The organism is Pseudomonas taeanensis MS-3 (assembly GCF_000498575.2).
In the GTDB taxonomy this organism is placed as follows: domain Bacteria; phylum Pseudomonadota; class Gammaproteobacteria; order Pseudomonadales; family Pseudomonadaceae; genus Aquipseudomonas; species Aquipseudomonas taeanensis.
In genome coordinates, this window is record NZ_AWSQ01000002.1 from 1 (window position 1) to 19,393 (window position 19,393).

At 61.3% G+C, this 19,393-nt stretch carries 15 protein-coding genes; 11 read left to right on the forward strand and 4 right to left on the reverse strand.

Annotation, left to right across the window (positions count from 1 at the left end; all coding sequences use genetic code 11):
- The first annotated feature begins 159 nt into the window (after nt 1-159).
- Genes TMS3_RS08135 through TMS3_RS08145 form a run of 3 tightly spaced genes read left to right on the forward strand, consistent with a single transcriptional unit; the run spans nt 160 to nt 3,722 of the window.
- Nucleotides 160-819: a paraquat-inducible protein A gene (locus tag TMS3_RS08135; protein WP_025164769.1), complete on the forward strand. Its 660-nt coding sequence runs from the start codon at nt 160-162 to the stop codon at nt 817-819.
- A complete protein-coding gene (locus tag TMS3_RS08140) occupies nt 806-1,429 on the forward strand; it encodes a paraquat-inducible protein A (protein WP_025164770.1) in 624 nt (207 codons plus the stop codon). The genes TMS3_RS08135 and TMS3_RS08140 overlap by 14 nt, the downstream gene beginning before the upstream one ends.
- Nucleotides 1,422-3,722, forward strand: a complete 2,301-nt coding sequence (locus tag TMS3_RS08145; protein ID WP_025164771.1) for a PqiB family protein — start codon at nt 1,422-1,424, stop codon at nt 3,720-3,722. Before TMS3_RS08140 ends, TMS3_RS08145 begins: the two co-directional genes overlap by 8 nt.
- A 66-nt stretch (nt 3,723-3,788) precedes the next feature.
- Here TMS3_RS08145 and mksF read toward each other — a convergent pair whose 3' ends face one another.
- Genes mksF through mksB form a run of 3 tightly spaced genes read right to left on the reverse strand, consistent with a single transcriptional unit; the run spans nt 3,789 to nt 8,583 of the window.
- Nucleotides 3,789-6,626, reverse strand: coding sequence for an Mks condensin complex protein MksF (mksF, locus tag TMS3_RS08150; RefSeq protein ID WP_025164772.1), 2,838 nt, complete (start codon nt 6,624-6,626; stop codon nt 3,789-3,791).
- Nucleotides 6,623-7,318: an Mks condensin complex protein MksE gene (gene mksE, locus TMS3_RS08155; protein ID WP_025164773.1), complete on the reverse strand. Its 696-nt coding sequence runs from the start codon at nt 7,316-7,318 to the stop codon at nt 6,623-6,625. The genes mksF and mksE overlap by 4 nt, the downstream gene beginning before the upstream one ends.
- Nucleotides 7,315-8,583, reverse strand: coding sequence for an Mks condensin complex protein MksB (gene mksB / locus TMS3_RS08160; protein WP_025164774.1), 1,269 nt, complete (start codon nt 8,581-8,583; stop codon nt 7,315-7,317). The genes mksE and mksB overlap by 4 nt, the downstream gene beginning before the upstream one ends.
- Before the next feature lie 395 nt (nt 8,584-8,978).
- On the opposite strand from mksB, the gene TMS3_RS08165 reads away from it, so the two are divergent.
- The 5 genes from TMS3_RS08165 (at nt 8,979) to rimI (ending at nt 14,637) form a co-directional block, all read left to right on the forward strand.
- Nucleotides 8,979-10,076: a carboxynorspermidine decarboxylase gene (locus TMS3_RS08165; protein WP_025164775.1), complete on the forward strand. Its 1,098-nt coding sequence runs from the start codon at nt 8,979-8,981 to the stop codon at nt 10,074-10,076.
- A 30-nt stretch (nt 10,077-10,106) separates the two neighbouring features.
- Nucleotides 10,107-11,351: a saccharopine dehydrogenase family protein gene (locus TMS3_RS08170; protein WP_025164776.1), complete on the forward strand. Its 1,245-nt coding sequence runs from the start codon at nt 10,107-10,109 to the stop codon at nt 11,349-11,351.
- A gap of 480 nt (nt 11,352-11,831) precedes the next feature.
- On the forward strand, nt 11,832-13,379 hold the full coding sequence (locus TMS3_RS08175) for a 2-isopropylmalate synthase (RefSeq protein ID WP_025164777.1): 1,548 nt from the start codon (nt 11,832-11,834) through the stop codon (nt 13,377-13,379).
- A complete protein-coding gene (locus TMS3_RS08180) occupies nt 13,376-14,188 on the forward strand; it encodes a hypothetical protein (RefSeq protein WP_025164778.1) in 813 nt (270 codons plus the stop codon). The genes TMS3_RS08175 and TMS3_RS08180 overlap by 4 nt, the downstream gene beginning before the upstream one ends.
- Nucleotides 14,185-14,637: a ribosomal protein S18-alanine N-acetyltransferase gene (rimI, locus tag TMS3_RS08185; protein WP_025164779.1), complete on the forward strand. Its 453-nt coding sequence runs from the start codon at nt 14,185-14,187 to the stop codon at nt 14,635-14,637. Before TMS3_RS08180 ends, rimI begins: the two co-directional genes overlap by 4 nt.
- Nucleotides 14,638-14,641: 4 nt before the next feature.
- Here the strand turns inward: rimI and TMS3_RS08190 are convergent, their stop codons facing one another.
- Nucleotides 14,642-15,022 (reverse strand): hypothetical protein, encoded by a 381-nt coding sequence (locus TMS3_RS08190; protein ID WP_025164780.1) that lies wholly within the window; start codon nt 15,020-15,022, stop codon nt 14,642-14,644.
- A gap of 209 nt (nt 15,023-15,231) precedes the next feature.
- Between TMS3_RS08190 and TMS3_RS08195 the strand changes: the two genes are divergently transcribed.
- The 3 genes from TMS3_RS08195 to TMS3_RS08205 all read left to right on the forward strand — a co-directional run bounded on the left by TMS3_RS08195 (nt 15,232) and on the right by TMS3_RS08205 (nt 18,929).
- Nucleotides 15,232-17,223 carry a bifunctional metallophosphatase/5'-nucleotidase gene (locus tag TMS3_RS08195; RefSeq protein ID WP_025164781.1) on the forward strand — a complete coding sequence of 664 codons (1,992 nt, stop codon included), beginning with the start codon at nt 15,232-15,234 and terminating at the stop codon, nt 17,221-17,223.
- A gap of 147 nt (nt 17,224-17,370) precedes the next feature.
- Nucleotides 17,371-18,015: a carbonate dehydratase gene (gene can, locus TMS3_RS08200; protein WP_025164782.1), complete on the forward strand. Its 645-nt coding sequence runs from the start codon at nt 17,371-17,373 to the stop codon at nt 18,013-18,015.
- A 5-nt stretch (nt 18,016-18,020) separates the two neighbouring features.
- Nucleotides 18,021-18,929 carry a DMT family transporter gene (locus TMS3_RS08205; RefSeq protein WP_025164783.1) on the forward strand — a complete coding sequence of 303 codons (909 nt, stop codon included), beginning with the start codon at nt 18,021-18,023 and terminating at the stop codon, nt 18,927-18,929.
- Nucleotides 18,930-19,393: the final 464 nt, after the last annotated feature.

The following is a 19,393-nucleotide window of genomic DNA, read 5'->3' on the forward strand; positions in this document are numbered from 1 at the left end:
TCTTTGCGTGCCAGAAATACTCGCAGGGCGTTGATAGGCAAGTGAGTAGACGTCGCCGAGCGTCATGGATTGCAACGGACATCGCTGCCTGTGGCCGCCTACTCCACAGTTCGGTGTACTGCTCGTCTAGAATAGGCACATCTTTCAGAGAGCCCGTTTATGAGTGATTCGGCCGACCCTCAGACAATGCCGGAGCTGCCAATAGAGGCGCTGATTGCCTGCCACGAGTGTGATCTGTTGATGCGCAAACCAGATTGCACGGAGGGTGAGCGCGTGGAATGCCCACGTTGTGGTTATGAGCTGTATACCTATCGCCATCAGGTAGTACGCCGTAGCCTGGCGTTGGTGATTGCTGCCTTGTTGCTCTATGTCCCTGCCAATTTCTTGCCGATCATGCGGCTCAATCTGTTGGGACAAACGACCGAGGATACGCTGTGGAGTGGGGTGCTCGGTTTGTATGACAGCGGTATGCAGGGCGTCGCCGTGGTGGTTTTTCTCTGCAGCATGGCCGTGCCCCTGCTCAAGTTGCTGTGTCAGCTCGCGGTGTTGTTGAGCATTCGTCTGGATTTTGGCCGTGGCTATGGCTTATTGCTATACCGCATCTATCACCACCTGCGTGACTGGGGCATGCTTGAGGTCTATCTGATGGGTATTCTGGTCGCCATGGTTAAATTGGCTGATCTGGCAGACCTCAGCCTGGGCCTGGGCTTACTGTGTTTTATTGCGCTACTGCTGACTCAGGTCTGGCTGGAGGTGACCATGTCACCGCATCAGATTTGGCAAGCCTTGTCGGGGGAGGATGAGCATGCGCGCGATTGATGCCGGTTTTATCCTCTGCCACGAATGCCACCAACTGAATCGCCAGGCGGCGAGCTCGGGCAAGCAGTATTGTTCACGTTGCGGTGGGCTCCTGCATGCACGTCGACCTAACAGTCTGGCGCGTACATGGGCGTTGCTACTGACTGCGGCGATCCTGTATATCCCGGCCAACCTGCTGCCGATCATGACTGTCAACTCGCTGGGAAAAGGACAATCGGACACCATCATGTCCGGAGTGGTGGAGTTGATGAACCATGGCATGCTGCCGATTGCGGCCGTGGTATTCATCGCCAGTATTCTGGTGCCGACCTTCAAGCTGGTTGGCATTGCGTTGCTGCTCTATTCAGTGCAGCGACATCAGCCCATGTCGGCGAAGCAGCGGATTTTGATGTACCGCTTTATCGAGTGGATCGGCCGCTGGTCAATGTTGGACATCTTTGTCATCGCCATTCTGGTGACGGTGGTCAATTTTGGCGCCCTGGCGAGTATCGAGCCGGGTATGGGCGCCGTCGCCTTTGCCAGTGTGGTGATTCTGACCATGCTGGCTGCCTTAACCTTTGACCCACGTTTGATTTGGGATAATACGGAGTCGGAAGACGACCATGAGTGATCTGCCCCTGGCAAAGAAACGCCCGGTGTCCAACTGGTCGGCCATATGGGTCCTGCCCCTGATTGCCCTGTTGATTGGTGGTTGGCTGGGCTGGCGCGCCTATAGCCAGGCCGGGGTCGAGATCCAGGTGATTTTCGAGAGTGGGGAAGGTATTCAGGCCGGTAAAACCGAGGTGATCTATAAGGGGATGTCGATCGGCAAGGTCAAGCGACTGGCCCTGGACCGCAGTGAGAGTCAGCGTGGGGTGATCGCAACCCTGGAAATGAGTAACGATGTCGAGTCGCATCTGCGTGCCGAAACGCGATTCTGGTTGGTCAAGCCGAGCGTGACCTTGGCCGGGATTACTGGCCTGGAGGCATTGGTCTCGGGTAACTATATCGCTGTCAGCCCAGGTGAGGGTGAGCCGACTTACAAGTTCAAAGCGCTACCCGAGGCGCCGCCGCTGTCGGATGATCGCCCTGGACTGCACCTGACCTTGAAGGCCGAGCGCCTGGGCTCTCTGAACCGCGACAGCCCGGTGTTCTACAAGCAGATCCAGGTTGGTCGGGTTAAGAGCTACGCGCTGGGCGAGGACCAGAGCACGATCGAGGTGAAGGTGTATGTCGAGCCGGCTTATGCCAGCCTGGTGCGCAAACATACGCGCTTCTGGAATGTCAGCGGGATCACTATCGATGCCGACTTATCGGGCATCAAGTTGCGCAGCGAGTCGCTGGCCAGCATCGTGGCGGGCGGCATCGCTTTCGCTACGCCGGAGTACCGCAAGGACAGCCCCGCGACCGATCCAAGCAAGCCGTTTCGTCTATATGAGGACTTTGAGGCGGCGCAGTCTGGAATCAAGGTTCTGGTTAATCTGAGCGATTTTGCCGGGCTTAAGGCTGGTCGCTCCGCCGTGTTGTACAACGGGATCAAGGCCGGCAGCGTAAAGACCCTGACGGTCAACGAGGATCTGGCAAGTGCCACGGCTGAGCTGACACTGGACCCGCGGGTCGAAGACTATCTGGTCGAAGGAACCGAGTTCTGGACGGTCAAACCCTCGATCTCCCTCTCCGGAATCTCGGGGCTGGAAGCGCTGGTCTCAGGCAACTATATCGCTGTGCGTCCGGGCAAGAAGGGCGGCAAGGCCAAGCGTGTGTTCGAAGGACGAGCGAAGGCACCACCGATGGACCTGAGTGCGCCTGGGCAGCACCTGGAGTTGTTCAGCGATAATCTGGGTTCGTTGGAGGTAGGCAGCCCTGTGCTGTTTCACCAGCTCAAGGTCGGTTCGGTGCAGAGTGTTCAGCTGGCAAGTGATAACCAGAGAATGCTGTTCGCGGCGTACATTGAGCCGGAGTATGCCCACTTGGTCAACAGCAGCACGCGCTTCTGGAATGCCAGTGGCATCACGCTCAAGGGCGGCTTGTCCGGCGTCGAGGTGAAGAGTGAGTCGCTGCAAACCTTGCTGGCGGGTGGTGTGGCCTTCGAAACCCCGGACCCTCAGGCGGCCAAGACGCCCAAGAAGCTGCTGCAGTTTAATTTGCATGAGAGTCGCGAGATTGCCTTGCAAGGTGGCGAGGCCATCACTATTCGGCTGGATAGGGTTGATGGACTGAGTCCCGGCACCGCCATTCGCTACAAGGGATTAGAAGTTGGCAAAGTCGAACGTATCGAGCTGACCGAGGACCTGCAAGCGCTGCTGTTGCATGCGCGCATCACCCAGGCCAGTCAGCAGATTGCGCGCGCCGGTACGCAGTTCTGGGTGGTCAAGCCGGAGTTGAGTCTGACCCGGGTGGAGAACCTGGAGACCTTGGTCACGGGCCAATATCTGGAGGTGTTACCGGCGGACAAGCTGAGCGCTAAACAGACCCAGTTCATCGCCCTGGCGCAACCGCCGAACAAGGTTGCACCTTCTGCCGGATTGCGTCTGGTGCTCAGTGCGGCGCAACGCAGTTCGTTGAAAGCCGGTGTGCCGGTGACCTATCGCGAGGTTCCGGTTGGCAAGGTCACGGGCTATGAGCTCGGGCCAACGGCGGATCGGGTGCTGATCCATATCCTGATCGAGCCGCGCTATATGACTTTAGTGCATACCGGCAGCCGTTTCTGGAACACCTCGGGAGTCGGTGTCGATGCCGGCTTGTTCAAAGGCGTGCAGGTGCGTGCCGAGTCCTTGGAAACCATTGTCGAAGGCGGGGTGGCGTTCGCGACGCCAGAACAGGAGGACATGGGCATGCAGGCCAAGCCCGGACAGACCTTTGCCCTGTTCGAGGATCCACAGGAAGCCTGGTTGCGCTGGGCGCCGAAGATTGCCTTGCCCTAAAAGAGGCGCACATATAGTAGGGGCCGCATTTGCGGCCCCTACTATATGTGGCGTATGGCGGAAAAATTAAACCAGCTCGCTGGTCTCCAGAGTCGCGGCCATTGGTTTGGCCTTGGCGGGCTCGCGAGGCTTGATGAACTTCCAGTCGGCTTCGTCGATGTAGATGCCGTCAGGGCCGCTGCCACCTTCCAGGTCGATCGCCACGTGTGCGGAAACCTGCGGTTTCACTGAGGCCAGAATCGGCACGAAACCGAGTTGCAGGCTGGTTTCGATCAGTGCCTGCTGGTTGCGTTCGTCGATGTCCGCCGCTTCGTCGAGGTAGTAGGGCAGGCGTACGCGTCCGGCCTGCTCACGATCCATCAGGTGCAACAGCAGGTACATGTTGGTCAGCGCCTTGATGGTCATGGTCGTACCGTTACTGGCCGCACCGTCGATGTCGGTGTGGATCACCGGGGTGCCGCCGACCTTGGTGATCTCGAAGGCCAGTTCGAACAGGTCCTTGAGCCCCAGCTGGTTATGGTTGGCTGCCACCAGCCGTGCCAGGTACTCCTTGGCTTCCTCGTTCTTCACGTCCTGATCGCCGCTCTGCTGCAAGTCAAACACCGAGAAGGTCTCGCCTTCCTCGTACTGACCGGCGCTGTGGATGATCTGATCGATATGCTTGAGCGCCTCCTTGTTCGGTGCGAGAACGATGCGGAAGCTTTCCAGATTGGACACTTGGCGCTTGTTGATCTCGCGGTTGAACAGCGCCAACTGGTGTTCCAGGTTGTCGTAATCGCTGCGGATATTGCGCAGGGTCCGGGCGATATCGGTGACCGCCGCGCGACGTGCCTTGGCCAGGGTGAGGGCTTCATCCTGGCGATGCGCGTAGGCATTCACCAGCAGGTGCAGACGACGCTCGACGTCGTCCTCGCTGTCGAATTTGGCCACACCCTTTAGACGCACCTGGGCATACAGCGCCTCGATCTGCCCGTCGATGCGCTGCAAGCCCTGCCAGGCGTCCTGATAGTCGTTGAGCAGCGGTAGCAGGTTGTCCAGCGAGTCATCGACCGGGTCGGTGAAGGGGGTGCCGAACGGCAGATTGGCCGGCAAGAGTTGGCGGCGACGCAAGGCGTCTTCCAAGGTGCGCTGTTTGGCTTCCAGGTCGGCGAGTTGGCGACCGATCAGTTGCAGCTTGGCGGAAAGTTGCTGGACCCGTTCGGTAAAGGCATCACTGGCGCGTGTCAGTTCGTCCTGGGCGGCTTCCAGTTGCGCCAGTCGCTCCAGTTTGTCGGCCTCCTCAACGGAGAGAGTCTGGCTGCGACGGAAGTCCTCCAGGGCCTTCTGCGCATCCAGCACGGCTTGGTACAGCTGCTCAGTCTGCGCCTTGCTCGCGGCCCGGTCGGCCGCCACTGTCTGCTGGGTCTTCAGTTGTTTGTATTCACGCTCCAGGCGGTCTTTTTGATCGCGCAGGGCGGCGCGGTCGGCCAGGGCCTGCAGGGCGGGTGGCTCGATGTGAGCGAGGTCGATGGACAGGCCGGGGGCTTCGAAGCGCTCGCCCTTGAAACTATCCAGCACGGCTTCCAGGGAGCGAACCCAGGCGTTGCCGTCATCCAACTGGATGCCCTTGTCGCCCAACGGCAGGCTGAACAGCTGGCCGTTGAACAGGCGCATCAGGCGGTCGACGTCTTGTTGCGAGAATTCCTCGCGCAGCCTGGCGTAGCTGTTGTTGTCGGCATGCTCGAGTTGCTGCTTGATCGACTTCAGGCGTTTCTCCAGGTCGCGCAGGCGCTCGTCGAGATCCTCGCTGGAGAACTGCCGCGATTGCGCCAGGGCGCCAGCCAACTCGTCATGGGCGTCCTTGGCAGCCAGCAGCTGGGCTTCCAGCACCTGGGCATTCTCGACCAGGGCGAAGCGGTTCTTCAGCACCGCCAGTTCGCCGAGCCAGCGTTGAACCTCGCTGATTTCGCGCTCCAGGCGCATCAGCTCCTGAGTGCCGCCGCGTTGTTCCTGCTGCAGGCCATCCTGCTCGCCGCGGTAGTGCTCGGCCTGGATCACCAGCTCCTCACGGCGTGCGCTGGCATAGTCCTGCCAGGTGCCGAGCAAGGAGTCGAGCAGTGGCGAGAGGCGGTGCAGCTTGCCACGCAGGTGCTCGCGCTGGGCCACACCGGCGGACAGCGCTTCGATCAGCGGCCCGGCGCCGACCAGGGCCTGATAATCCTGCTCCATGCGGCGCACATCGCGGAAGGCTTCTTCGGTGGCGGCGATGTAGTCGACGCTGCCGGAGCGCAGGCTGTGTTCAAAGGCGTCGAGGAACAGCTGCTTGAGCTTGGCCGCGGTGATTTCGCGCATGTGCAACAGGTTGATGAACAGCGCGCGGAAGGTCTTCAGGCTCTGTTCGCTGGTCGAGCGCAGCGGAATCAGGGTCAGGTCGAGTGGCACCGAGGTGTGCCCGCCCACCAGGAGGCGGCGCAGTTCTTCGGGTTTCAGTTCGTAGGCCTTGATGCCTTCGCGCTCGAGATTGCTGAACAGCTCGCGCTGACGCAGGCAGGTGTCGTTCTTCTGGTAGTGGGCCAGGTCCAGCTCGCCGGCGTAGGCGAAGAACTGGTGACCGAAGCCGCCACCCGGACCGCGCCCGGCCACGCCGATCACATGGGGGCCGTGGGGTAAAGCGACTTCCACCAGGATGTAGCTGGTATCCGAGGCGAAGTAGAACTTGCGTGATTGCTCCAGGCTGTACTTGCCGAAACTCATGTCCGACATGCGCGCCAGAATCGGGAACTGCAGGGCGTTGATCGAGGCGCTCTTGCCCAGGTTGTTGGCGCCGTAGACCGACAGCGGGTGTTCCAGGGGGAACAGCCCGAGGCTGTAGCCGGCGGTATTCAGCAGGGCGAAGCGGCGGATGCCGTAGCGTTCCTGGCTCATGCTTCGATCTCCTGTTGCGTGCGTTCTTCGGCCATGGCGCGGGCCAGGGCGTCTTCTTCGGAAAGCTCAGGCTCATCCAGTGCCAGACTGATGATCTCGTCCTCGGGCTCGTCGTCGATCAGCTGCGGGGAGGGCAGCGGCAGGTCACTGTGCAGCGTGGCGGCGAGGTCGCGATCCTGCTGCACGGACAGGCAGACGTCGAGGAAGCGATGCATTGGCGCGAGAAAGCGGTAGATGCCGTTGTCTTCGCTGGCGAAGCCCAGTTGACCGAGGCGACGCATGACTTTCTCCTCCAACTCATCCTGGGTGGTGACTTCGGCCTGGACGAACAGGTCGCGGTATTTCTCCAGCAGCGCCGGCAGTTCGTCGCGACCGATACTGCCGCCATCGAGCACGGCCAGCGGATCACGGCCCTGGTCGGCGAGGTGTTCGACCAGGATGAAGGTGAACAGCGCCAGGCGTTGAGCGGTCTTGTTGACCTGTGCGCCCATCTGTTCGGGGACGAAGTAATAGAAGCCGCGCGGGTCGCAGACCAGCTCGAAGCCGAGCGCCTTGAACAGTGCGCGGTACTGATCCTGCTGGTTGGACAGCTGGGCATAGAGTTCGGGGTCGCGGCGGCTGACGTGATAGCCCTTGAACAGCTCGCGGAAAATCGGCGCCAGCTGGCTCAGTTCGGAGAGGTCGAGGTTCATACAGGGTTCTTCTCGGCTTTATCGGGGGCCGTAAGGCTTTTGATCAGGGCGAATGAGCTCAGACTGAGCTGATGCTCGACGGTCAGGTAGTCGCGACGCTGCAGGCGCTCACGCTGGAAGCGCGCGTCGCGTGACAGGCGGGAGAACCAGTAGAGCAACTCGTCGGTAGCGCCTTCCGGTTCCTGCTCCAGCAGCCAGAGCATCAGGTCCGGCAGCGGCAGGGCCTGCTGGCAGCGCTCGAGCATCTCGCGGGCGGTGCGTGGCGCACGCGGCGCTTCACCCTTGCGTGTGGCGCTGGCTTTGGGGAACTGCGCCGGTTTCGGCTGGAAGCGCGCCAGTGCATAGACGTAGGCCTCGACTTGCGAGGCGCTGCCGAGGAAGGTGCTCTGCGGTCGACTGAACAAGGGCAGGGCCGCCTGTGGCACGGCGTCCAGGCCTTTGCGGCGGATGGCGGCCAGGGCCAGGGCAGCGCCGCGGGTCACGGCGTTGTGCCGACGGGCTTCCTCGCGCAGCGGCAGCAACAGCTCGCGGGCGCGGCGCAGGGTCAGCTGGGCGGTGGTCTGCATTTCCAGGATGCGTGCGTGGGTGCGCAGCAGCAGATCGTCGTCGACCAGCTGACCGAGGCGTTGCTGCTCGCCGAGCAGGCGCAGCAGTACATGTTCGACGCGGTACACGCCCTGCTCGAAGGCGCCGTCGGCGGCGACCAGCTGGATCATCGGTTCGACGTATTCATCCCAGGTGGCCAACACCTCGGCGTAGCGCTGACGCAGGGGAATCTGCCGATCGCTGGTCTTGGCCCGTTCGGCCACTGCCACCAGCGCCTGTTCGTCGTTGGCCAGTTTCTTCAACACGTCGCGCACACGCATATCGAGCAGACGCAGCTGACGCGCCAGGTCGCTGGCGTCGCGTACCTCGAAGGCATCCTGGATATAACCGGCCAGGCGTTCGAGATGGCGCAGGTAGGCCTCGATCTCCAGGCACAGGCCCAGGCGGTGCTCGCGGCGCAGGTAGGCGAGGAAGTCGTGGATCTGCGCGTTCAGCTCGAAGCGGTTGGGGCTCTTGGCCACCGGCACCAGAATGTCCAGGCGGATCCATTGGTCGAGCAGGGCGGTGATGTCCACCGGCGTGCTGTCGGGCAACTGCGCGCTGAGCTGATTGCGCAGTTCGACCAGGCTCAGGGTACCGCTATCGAAATGCTCGCAGAGCGGTTCGAGCAAGGTCCAGTGTTCGGCAAGGGCGCGCAGTACGCGCTTGGGGTCGATCATCGAGGGGCCGATCGCTTAATCAAGAAAAACGCGGATTGTACTGCATGGGGCTGCAAAGACTTGAGTGTCAGTCATCGTCTGTTCTGGTTCTCCTGCCGGTATGGTGCGGGTGAACCGCAGGACGTCCCTATCAGCATCCGTCTCAATCTGAAGTGCGACCTGCTTAACCACAGGTCATACCCCTGTAACCCCATTCGCTCATCCTCTCATCGGCCAGATTGTGGCTGCCGACTATCGGTGAGTTGTATCAATGCGTTGCCAACGGTCGCGGAATCGACGAAATATCGCCATTGCTCTTTCGATATGTGCCAGTTATCTGCACAATTCGCCTCCACTTTTTGGGGAGGGGTCAGTACAACTGATTTCCTGCCGGCAGACCTTGCATAGGTACACAGATGATCAAGACGCCTTACTACCTCATCGACAAGCAAAAGCTGCTGGGTAATCTGGAAAAGATTGCCTATGTCCGCGAACAGTCCGGTGCCAAGGCGTTGCTGGCCCTCAAGTGTTTCGCCACCTGGTCGGTATTCGACCTGATGCAGCAGTACATGGACGGCACTACCTCCTCCTCGTTGTACGAGCTCAAGCTTGGCCGGCAGAAATTCGCCGGCGAGACCCATGCCTACAGCGTGGCCTGGGCCGACGACGAAATCGACGAGATGCTGGCCAACTGCGACAAGATCATCTTCAACTCCATCGGTCAGCTCGAGCGCTTCGCCGACGCTTCGGCGAGCAAGGTACGCGGTCTGCGCGTCAACCCGCAGGTGAGCAGCTCCGATTACCTGCTGGCCGACCCGGCGCGCCCGTTCAGCCGTCTGGGCGAGTGGGACCCGGAAAAGATCGCCACGGTGATGGATAAGATTTCCGGCTTCATGTTTCACAACAACTGCGAGAACGGCAGCTTCGAGCTGTTCGATCAGATGCTGAGCACCATCGAAGAGCGCTTCGGCCATCTGCTGCATCAAGTGCAGTGGGTCAGTCTGGGCGGCGGCATCCACTTCACCGGTGAAGGCTATCCGCTGGATCAGTTTTGCGCGCGGCTCAAAGCCTTCGCCGAACGCTTCGGCGTGCAGGTCTACCTGGAGCCGGGTGAGGCGGCGATCACCCTGAGTTCCTCGCTGGAAGTCACGGTGCTCGACACGCTGTTCAATGGCAAGAATCTGGCCGTCGTCGACAGCTCAATCGAGGCGCACATGCTCGATCTGCTGATCTACCGGCTTGACGCCAAGATGGCCCCCTGCGATGGCGAGCACAGCTACATGGTGTGCGGCAAGTCCTGTCTGGCCGGGGATATCTTTGGTGAGTACCAGTTCGATCGTCCGCTGACCATCGGCGATCGTTTGTCGTTTATCGACGCGGCAGGCTACACCATGGTCAAGAAAAACTGGTTCAACGGCTTGAAAATGCCGGCCATTGCAGTGCGACAGCTCGACGGTAGCGTCGAGGTAGTGCGTGAATTTGGTTTTGATGACTACTTGTCCAGCCTGTCCTGACAGCTGGCAGTGTAAGGAGAGATAAAGAAATTGAAGAAGAATGTTCTGATCATTGGTGCAGGAGGTGTCGCCAAGGTGGTGGCCCACAAGTGCGCGCAGCACAACGACGAACTCGGTCGTATTGCCATCGCGTCGCGCAACATCTCCAAATGCCAGGCCATCATCGACAGCGTTCAGGCCAAAGGCAGCCTCAAGCAGCCGGCCGAGATCAAGGCCTATGCCCTGAATGCGCTGGACATAGAAGCAACCAAGGCACTGATCCGCGAAACCGAATCGCAGATCGTCATCAATGTGGGTTCGTCCTTCCTCAATATGTCGGTGCTGCGCGCCTGCATGGACACTGGTGCGGCCTACCTCGACACCGCCATTCACGAAGAGCCGGGCAAGGTCTGCGAAACGCCACCTTGGTACGGTAACTATGAGTGGAAAAACCTGGCCGAATGCCAGGAAAAAGGCGTGACCGCCATCCTCGGCGTCGGTTTCGATCCGGGTGTGGTCAATGCCTATGCCGCATTGGCGCAACAGCAGTACTTCGACAGCATCGAGTCGATCGACATCCTCGACGTCAACGCCGGTTCTCACGGCAAGTACTTCGCTACCAATTTCGATCCGGAAATCAATTTCCGTGAATTCACCGGCCAAGTCTGGAGCTGGCAGAACAGCCAGTGGACCAGCAACAGCATGTTTGAAGTCAAGCGCACCGATGACCTGCCGGTAGTCGGTGAGCAGAGTCTGTACCTGACCGGGCATGACGAAGTGCATTCCCTGTCCAAACACCTGAACGTACCCAATGTGCGTTTTTGGATGAGTTTCGGTGAGCACTACATCAATGTGTTCACCGTGCTGAACAACCTTGGCCTGCTCTCCGAGCAGCCGGTGAAAACCGCCGAAGGCCTCGAAGTCGTGCCGCTGAAAGTGGTCAAGGCGGTACTGCCGGACCCGGCCTCTCTGGCCCCAGGCTACAGCGGCAAGACCTGCATCGGTGATCTGATCAAAGGCAGCAAAGACGGCAAGCCGGCCGAGGTGTTCATCTACAATGTCGCCGACCACAAGGACGCCTATGTCGAGACTGACAGCCAGGGCATTTCCTACACTGCCGGCGTACCGCCAGTCGCGGCTGCGCTGCTGGTCGCCCGTGGCGACTGGGACGTGGCGCGCATGGCCAACGTCGAGGAGATGCCGGCCGCGCCGTTCCTCAAGCTGCTCGATGTGATGGGCCTGCCGACCCGGGTCAAGGACGCCAATGGCGACCGCCCCTGGGATCAGGCCCTCTGATCGGTTGCGCGTCGGCCCTGCTGCGTTAAAAACAGAGTCGGACGGTGGCTTGCCACCGAACGTTCTTTAGACCGGCCCGAAGGGCGAGCGGAGCGAGTAATGCTTATGTACAAAAGTACACTCCGCTTCCTCGTCTGTTTTTGCCTTGCATGACTCTAGCTCGCTCGATCAGCCTAACGCCCGCCATTTTGGTGGGCGTTTTGCTTTCTGACACAGATCGTAGGATGGGTTGAGCGCAGCGATACCCATCAGGGTATTAATCGGTCGGCGGCGAATTGATGGGTATCGCAGGCTCAACCCATCCTAAAAAGGCGTCCATCACGTCGATGGGACGGCTTGTGTACGCCGTTTGCCGCAGGCACTTAGACTGTGCCGCTGCACCGCGCTTCCCGCCCGCGGCATTTCACGCGACAATCGACGCTTATCGACATGCGCCCCAACGTCGGGTGCGTGCTACGGCGACTCCGTGAGGACATCAGCATGAGCAGCAACGACCGCGTCATTATTTTCGATACCACCCTGCGCGACGGCGAACAGAGCCCCGGCGCGTCCATGACCGGTGAAGAGAAGCTGCGCATTGCCAAGGCCCTGGAACGCTTGCGTGTCGATGTAATCGAGGCCGGCTTCGCCATCGCCAGCCCGGGCGACTTCGCCGCGGTCAAGGCGATCGCCGACAGCATCAAGGACAGCACCGTGTGCAGTCTGTCGCGTGCCGTGGATGCCGATATCGACCGCGCCGCCGAAGCGCTGGCCGGCGCCAACTCCGGGCGTATCCATACCTTTATCGCCACCAGCCCGATTCATATGCAGTACAAGCTGCGCATGCAGCCTGATCAGGTGGTCGAGCAGGCGGTGCACGCGGTCAAGCGCGCGCGTAACCTGTGCAGCGACGTCGAGTTCTCCTGTGAGGACGCTGGTCGCTCGGAGCTCGACTTCCTCTGCCGCATCATCGAGGCGGCCATCGACGCCGGTGCGCGCACCATCAATATTCCCGACACCGTCGGCTACGCGATCCCGCACCAGTACGCCGAAACCATCCGCCAGCTGCTCAATCGCATCCCCAATGCCGACAAGGCGGTGTTTTCCGTGCACTGCCACAACGACCTGGGTCTGGCCGTGGCCAACTCGCTGGCCGCGGTGGTGGCGGGGGCGCGGCAGGTCGAGTGCACCATCAATGGCCTCGGCGAGCGTGCGGGCAACGCGGCGCTGGAAGAGATCGTCATGGCGATCAAGACCCGCGAAGACTTGCTCGGCGTGCATACGCGCATCGACACCCCGCACATCCTCAGTACCTCGCGTCTGGTGTCCGGCATCACCGGTTTTCCGGTGCAGCCGAACAAGGCCATCGTCGGTGCCAACGCCTTCGCCCACGAATCGGGCATCCATCAGGACGGCGTGCTCAAGCACCGCGAGACTTACGAGATCATGTCGGCGCAGTCGGTCGGCTGGCACACCAACAAGCTGTCGTTGGGCAAGCTGTCGGGGCGCAACGCCTTCCGTTCGCGCCTGGACGAACTGGGTATCGTCCTGGCCAGCGACGCCGAGCTGAACGCTGCCTTCGCCCGTTTCAAGGAACTGGCCGACAAGAAACACGAGATATTCGACGAAGACCTGCAGGCACTGGTCTCCGACACCTTGGCCGAGGATGCACCGGAGCACTTCAAGCTGGTCAGCCTGGAGGTGGCCAGTAAGACCGGTGCAGTGCCGCAGGCCCAGTTGGTGCTCAGCGTCGACGGCGCCGAACAGGGCGCCAGTGCCCAAGGCTCTGGCCCGGTAGATGCGACCTTCAAGGCTATTGAGTCGATTGCCACCTCCAACGCTAACTTGCAGCTGTACTCGGTCAACGCCATCACCCAGGGCACCGATTCCCAGGGCGAGGTGACCGTGCGTTTGGAGAAGGGCGGGCGCATCGTCAACGGTAACGGTGCCGATACCGACATTCTGGTGGCCTCCGCCAAGGCCTATATCAATGCGCTGAACCTGATGCAGGCCGGGCAGAAGGCCCATCCACAAGTGGCTGACGTTTGATTGCAGAGCTGCGCCGCCGCGCCTATTTGAGTGCCATGCAGGTAGCCAGTTGGCTGCCGCGCGTGGACTTGCCGTTCGCCGCCCCCTCACGTCCGGAACTGCTCGAGCCGTTGCAGGAGGCGGTGCCTGAGGTGCCAGCAGCGGACGTTCCAGTTGCGCGGGTGAGCGCCGCGCCGGCTCAGGGCGAGTCGGTCAGCAAACCAGCGCAAGAGCGGCCAAAGATCGAGGTGCCGCGTCCCAGCGTCGCCACCCGCGAGGCAAAAACTGTCTCAGCCGACGCCGCGGCGGAAGCGGCCACACCGGTGGTCAAGGCCGCTGTCACGCCACCGCCGCGTTTCGCCCTGCAGCTACTGCGTGCGGGTGCTTGCGCAGTGCTGGTCGAGTTGCCCACGGGCGAACCCTTCCAGAGCCGCGACCCTTCCTACCTGCTGCTCAAGGATTTGCTGCGCGCCGCCGACCTGCCGGACAGCCCGCAACTGATCGGCGAACCGGTGCGCTGGCCGTTGTTGGTGCGCGGCAACATGGACCAGGGCCCGTCAGCCGCCCTGGAGTTCATCCAGAGCTTTGTCGGCGCCCGCCTGGAGGAGCAGGAACCCTGCGCCTGCCTGTGGTTGGTCGGCTTACCGGCCATTCGTTTTGCCGGCGACGCCGATGCCGAGGTCTACAACCGCGAATTGCAGATCGAGGGCTTGGGCGCGGCCTGGGCACTGCCGGGGTTGGAGTTATTGATGGACGAGCCGGAGCGTAAGGCCGAGCTATGGCAGGCCATGCGCAGAGTGCGCCAACGTTGGATGAGTCAGCCGCAATGAGTGATGCAATTTCCTTCCGCCCGATGACCGAGGCGGATATCGATGCCGTGCTGAAAGTCGAATATGCCGCCTTTAGCCATCCATGGACGCGCGGTACTTTTCTCGACAGCATCAAGTCTTACGATTGCTGGATGATGTTCGAGGGCAGCCAACAGGTTGGACACGGGGTGATCAACGTGATCATCGACGAAGCGCACCTGCTGAATATCACCGTCAAACCGGAGAGCCAGGGGCGTGGTCTAGGCTTGCGTCTGCTGGAGTATTTGATGCAGCGCGCCATACAACTCAAGGCCGGCGAGTGCTTCCTCGAGGTGCGGGCGAGCAACCAGTCGGCCTACCGCCTGTATGAACGTTACGGCTTCAATGAAATCGGCCGTCGGCGTGATTACTACCCCGCGGTCGGTGGCCGCGAGGATGCGCTGGTCATGGCCTGCACCCTGCTCGACTGACTGCTTAGGCCCTGCCGCCGGGTGTCTCGCGCGTCGTACTCTGGGATTGCTCGACTGTGTCCGCTTCCTCGTCGGGGATGTCAGCGTCCTCGTCCATGCCATGGTCTGTTGAGCGCTCCCTGGCCTCCTCGAATGGTGAACGCGCACCGTCCTCGTGGATCAGGTCTTCGAGATCGACATCATCCTTGTCAGGGCCATGGCCCGGCGGGGCATCGTCGCTCAAGCCGGCTTCGCGGCGCTGACTGTGCTCGAACTCTTCGATCAGTTCTTCGTCAGCTTCGGTGGCTTGCAGAAGATCCTCCTGAGCGTCTGCTGAGTCGAGATCGAGGTCTTCGTGCGGGTGTTTGCTGGCCGCTTGCCGGCTGCGCTGAGTGGGTGACGACATCTGCGGTTCCCTGTGTTGCCCTTATGTAAAGTTGACGTCGGTCGGCGCGAAAGATTCCCAGCGTGGCAGCCTCCGTAGCTAGTGACTCGATTGGCGAGTGCGTGCGGCCTGATCCGACACTGCTGCAGCGCACGGCCTGTCACATACTGCAGGCCAACCCACCGCTCACCCAGGCGGTGCTGATTGTCCCATTCGCTTAAGGAATCGCGATGCGTTTGCTCCGCTTCTGGCTCGCTGCCAGCTGCTTGTTGCTGGCCGGCCTGGCGCCTGCCGCCGAGCGCAGTTTCACCATCCTGCACACCAACGACTGGCAATCGCGCCTGCTCGGTTTCGGGCCGAACAACGAGTACAGCCCGGCCAGCCTGAATGACGATGACACGCTCGGCGGTGTCGCCCGTCTGGCGACCCTGGTCAAGACGCGACGCGCGGCAGCCGGGGCGCAACCGGTACTGCTGCTCGATGGCGGCGATTTCAGCATGGGCACGCTGTTTCACACGGTCAGTCGCGAGATCGGCGGTGAACTGCGGCTGATGAGCGAGTTGGGCTACGACGGCGCGACCCTGGGTAACCATGAATTCGATATTCGTCCGGCCGGATTGGCGGCGATGATCTCGGCTGCGCACCAGGCCAAGGGCGATGCGCTGGTGCCATTGTTTTCCAGCAACCTGCGCTTCGATCCCGCGCGCAAAGAGGACGACAGTCTGCAGGCGCACTACGACGCCGGACGCATCCTGCCCTATAAGGTGATCGACAAGGGCGGCATTCGCTTCGGCCTGTTCGGCCTGCTCGGCAGCAACGCTGTGGCGGTCAGCCCGATGATCAAACCGGCGATTTTTGCCGATCCGGTGGCCACCGCCAAACTCATGGTCGCGAAGCTGCGCGAGGAGGGCGCCGAGGTGGTGATCCTGCTGTCGCACATGGGCGTGACCCAGCAGGCCGATGGCAGCTGGCGCGGCGAGGAGGTCGAACTGGTCGAGCAGGTGCCGGGGATCGACATCGTGGTCGGCGGTCATTCGCACACCGCGCTGCCGCAGCCGATCCTGGTCAATGGCCACACCCCGGTGATGCAGGCCGGTTCGGAAATCCAGTACCTGGGCGAACTGCACATGCGCCTGGACGACGACGGCAATAGCCAGGTGCTCGACTACAGCCTGCACCCCCTGAATGACCAGACCGCAGGTGATGTGGCGATCACCGCCGAGGTGGAGGATTTCAAACGGGTGGTCGACCAGCAGATGCTGGCGCCCAAGGGTTATCGCTTCGATCAGCCGCTGGCCAAGGTCGACCAGACCCTGACTCGGGAGTACGACGATCCGATCCTGGCTAACCTGGTCACCGATGCCTTGCGCCATGCCGCCGGCAGCGACCTGGCCTTCACCGGCAACGGCACCATCCGCGACAACCTGATTGTGGGCCGGGGCGGCGTGCAGAGTGTCTCGGATCTGTTTCGCATCGCACCGCTGGGCATCGGCGAATTCGACGACGCACCGGGCTATCCGCTGATCAAGGTGTACGTCACCGGCCAGGAATTGAAGAACATTCTGGAAGTGTTGCTGCTGGCTTATCAGCTGCGCGACAGCCAAAGCTACTACCCGCGCGTGTCCGGAGTGAAGTTCAGCTACAACCCCTACCGCGTGCCGTTCGATCGGGTCAGTCGGATCGAGATCGGTGATGCGGACAAGGGCTATCAAGCCTTGGATATGCGGTCTGATCGGCTCTACAGCATCGGCGCCACTAGCTACGTCGGCAGTTTCACCTGGCTGATCGCCGATCTGTCCAAGGGCCTGCTGCAGGTGCAACCCAAGGACGCCCAGGGCCAGCCCTTGGCGGAGATCAAGGCGGCGGTGATCGATGTCGATCCCCAGCAGCCCGGTGTGCAGGAATACAAGGAATGGCAGGGGCTGCTCGACCATATCCGCAGTCTGCCGGACCTCGATGGCGATGGCTTGGCCGATATCCCGACCCAGGGCACGGCGGCCGAACAGCGCATGCTGCGCGAGCCCAGCCTGTATCCATCGGAGCTGTACCGCTATGCCGGCCCGATGCAGTTGGGCGCCAGTCTGCTGCTAGTGGCTGGACTGTGGTGGATGGCGTGGCTGTTCAGGCGTAGTTGGCGCCGACGCGCTGAACAAGGCGAGTTGCCTGCGAATGTAACAGTTGGGGCAGAGCCGTCACGAGTAGACCCGCTGCGCCAGGACTAGTCAGCGAAAAGCCTGCAAAGCGTGGTGGTCTTGGGCGGGGATGCGAGCGCTAGCCTGGTTGTTAGCTGTGACTGTTGTGCCATGTGGCTTGTCAAAGGCCAGGCGCGCTTCGTATGGTGCGCATCGGCATTTCTGGGAGCAGACGGCATGAGTGATTTACAGCACCTCTTCGACAACAACGCGCGCTGGGCCGAGGCGATCACTCAGGAGGACCCGGAGTTCTTCGCCAAGCTGGCCCGCCAGCAGACGCCGGAATACCTGTGGATCGGCTGTTCGGATGCTCGGGTACCGGCCAATGAGATCGTCGGTTTATTGCCAGGCGATCTGTTCGTTCATCGCAACGTCGCCAATGTGGTGCTGCACACCGACCTCAATTGCCTGTCGGTGATCCAGTACGCGGTCGATGTGCTCAAGGTCAAACACATACTGGTGACCGGTCACTACGGCTGTGGCGGGGTGCGGGCCTCGATGCAGAGCAACCAGTACGGCCTGATCGATGGCTGGCTGCGCTCGATTCGCGATCTGTATTACGAGCATCGCCAACACCTGGCGCAGCTACCGACCGAGAGTGAGCAGGTCGATCGCCTGTGTGAACTGAACGTGATCCAGCAAGTGGCCAACGTCAGCCATACCACCATCGTGCAGAACGCCTGGCACCGCGGTCAGGCGCTGTCGGTGCACGGCTGTATTTACGGCATCAAGGATGGCCGCTGGAAGGATCTCAATGTGGCCGTCAGCGGTCTCGATCAACTGCCGCCGCAATACCGCCTGCGTCCACTCGGGCAGAACTGAACCCGATGAATAGCCCGCGTACCTTCGCGATGCTCGGCCTGCTGCTGGCCGTGCTGTGCTGGTCGGGCAACGCCTTGGTCGCTCGAGCGTTTCACGACGACATACCGCCGTTTGCACTGGCCTTCTGGCGTTGGAGCCTGGCGTTGTTGCTGGTGCTGCCGTTCGCGATCGGGCCTGTGTGGCGTCATCGCACGGCGTTGCGTCAAGCGGGATGGCGCCTGCTGGTGCTCGCCGCATGCGGCATCAGTGCCTACAACTCACTGCTCTATAGTGCGGCGCAAACCACGGCGGCGATCAATATCACCCTGGTCAACACTTGCCTGCCGCTGATGACCTTCATCGGCGCCGGTCTGCTACTGGGCGAATGGCCGCTGCGCCGCGCTTGGATGGGTATGGGGCTGGCAGCCGTTGGCCTGCTGATACTGATCGCCCAGGGCAGCTGGGCTAGCCTGGCGACGCTGGCATTTAATCGTGGCGACTTGATCATGCTTCTGGCCGTGGCCGACTGGGCGCTGTATTCATTGCTGCTGCGGCGCTGGGCCACGTACCTGCTGCCGATCCCAGCCTTGGGCTTGTTAGGCGTGCTGATGCTGCTCGGGGTGCCATTGATCCTGCCGTTCTACCTGTATGAACTCAGCCAGGGTGCCCGTTTCGCCGTCACGCCGAGCAACCTCGGCGCTATCGGCTATACGGCCGTGTTTGCCTCGCTCGTCGCCTACCTGGCCTGGAACCACGGCGTGCGCGTACTCGGTGCCGCCAAGGCGGCGCTGTCCAACTACCTGATGCCGGTATTCACCGCGCTGCTCGGTTGGTTGCTGCTGGGGGAGGGCCTGCAGCCGTTCCACTGGCTGGGCGGCGCGCTGATCTTCAGCGGGCTTCTGCTGGGCACGCAGATGGCGCCGAAGCGCGAATAAAGGGTTGAATCCTGATGCGTCCTGACAGTTGCCATTCACTGTCCCAGATAAGCCCATGAAACGGGGCTTTCAACCTGCCTCGAGCCTCGCCAACCCAGCGCTTTCCAGAAAAACAGCCTGTTGTGGCCACCTATTTTAGTTTCCCAGAATCTGTCTTTGCGGCATCATCCGCCCTCGCTAGTGGCTCTGTGCCATGGATTAGTTGGAGTCATGGATGACCCGCAGCAAAGCAATATCCCCTTTTCGAACATCGCATCTTCTTAGCAAGCCGCCTGTCTTGGTGGGTGCCGTTCCAGAGCTCCTTTGTAGTGTGGTGGGTTCTGCATTCAATCGCAGTCAGCCCGTAACCCGCTGTCATGAGCCCAGAGCGTTCCTGGCCGGGATTGGTGCTGCATGGCTTTTGAGGGCCGCCTTGCTCTGCAGTAGATCGTAAATGGGATGGGTTTGTTGTTGGCCAAACAGTA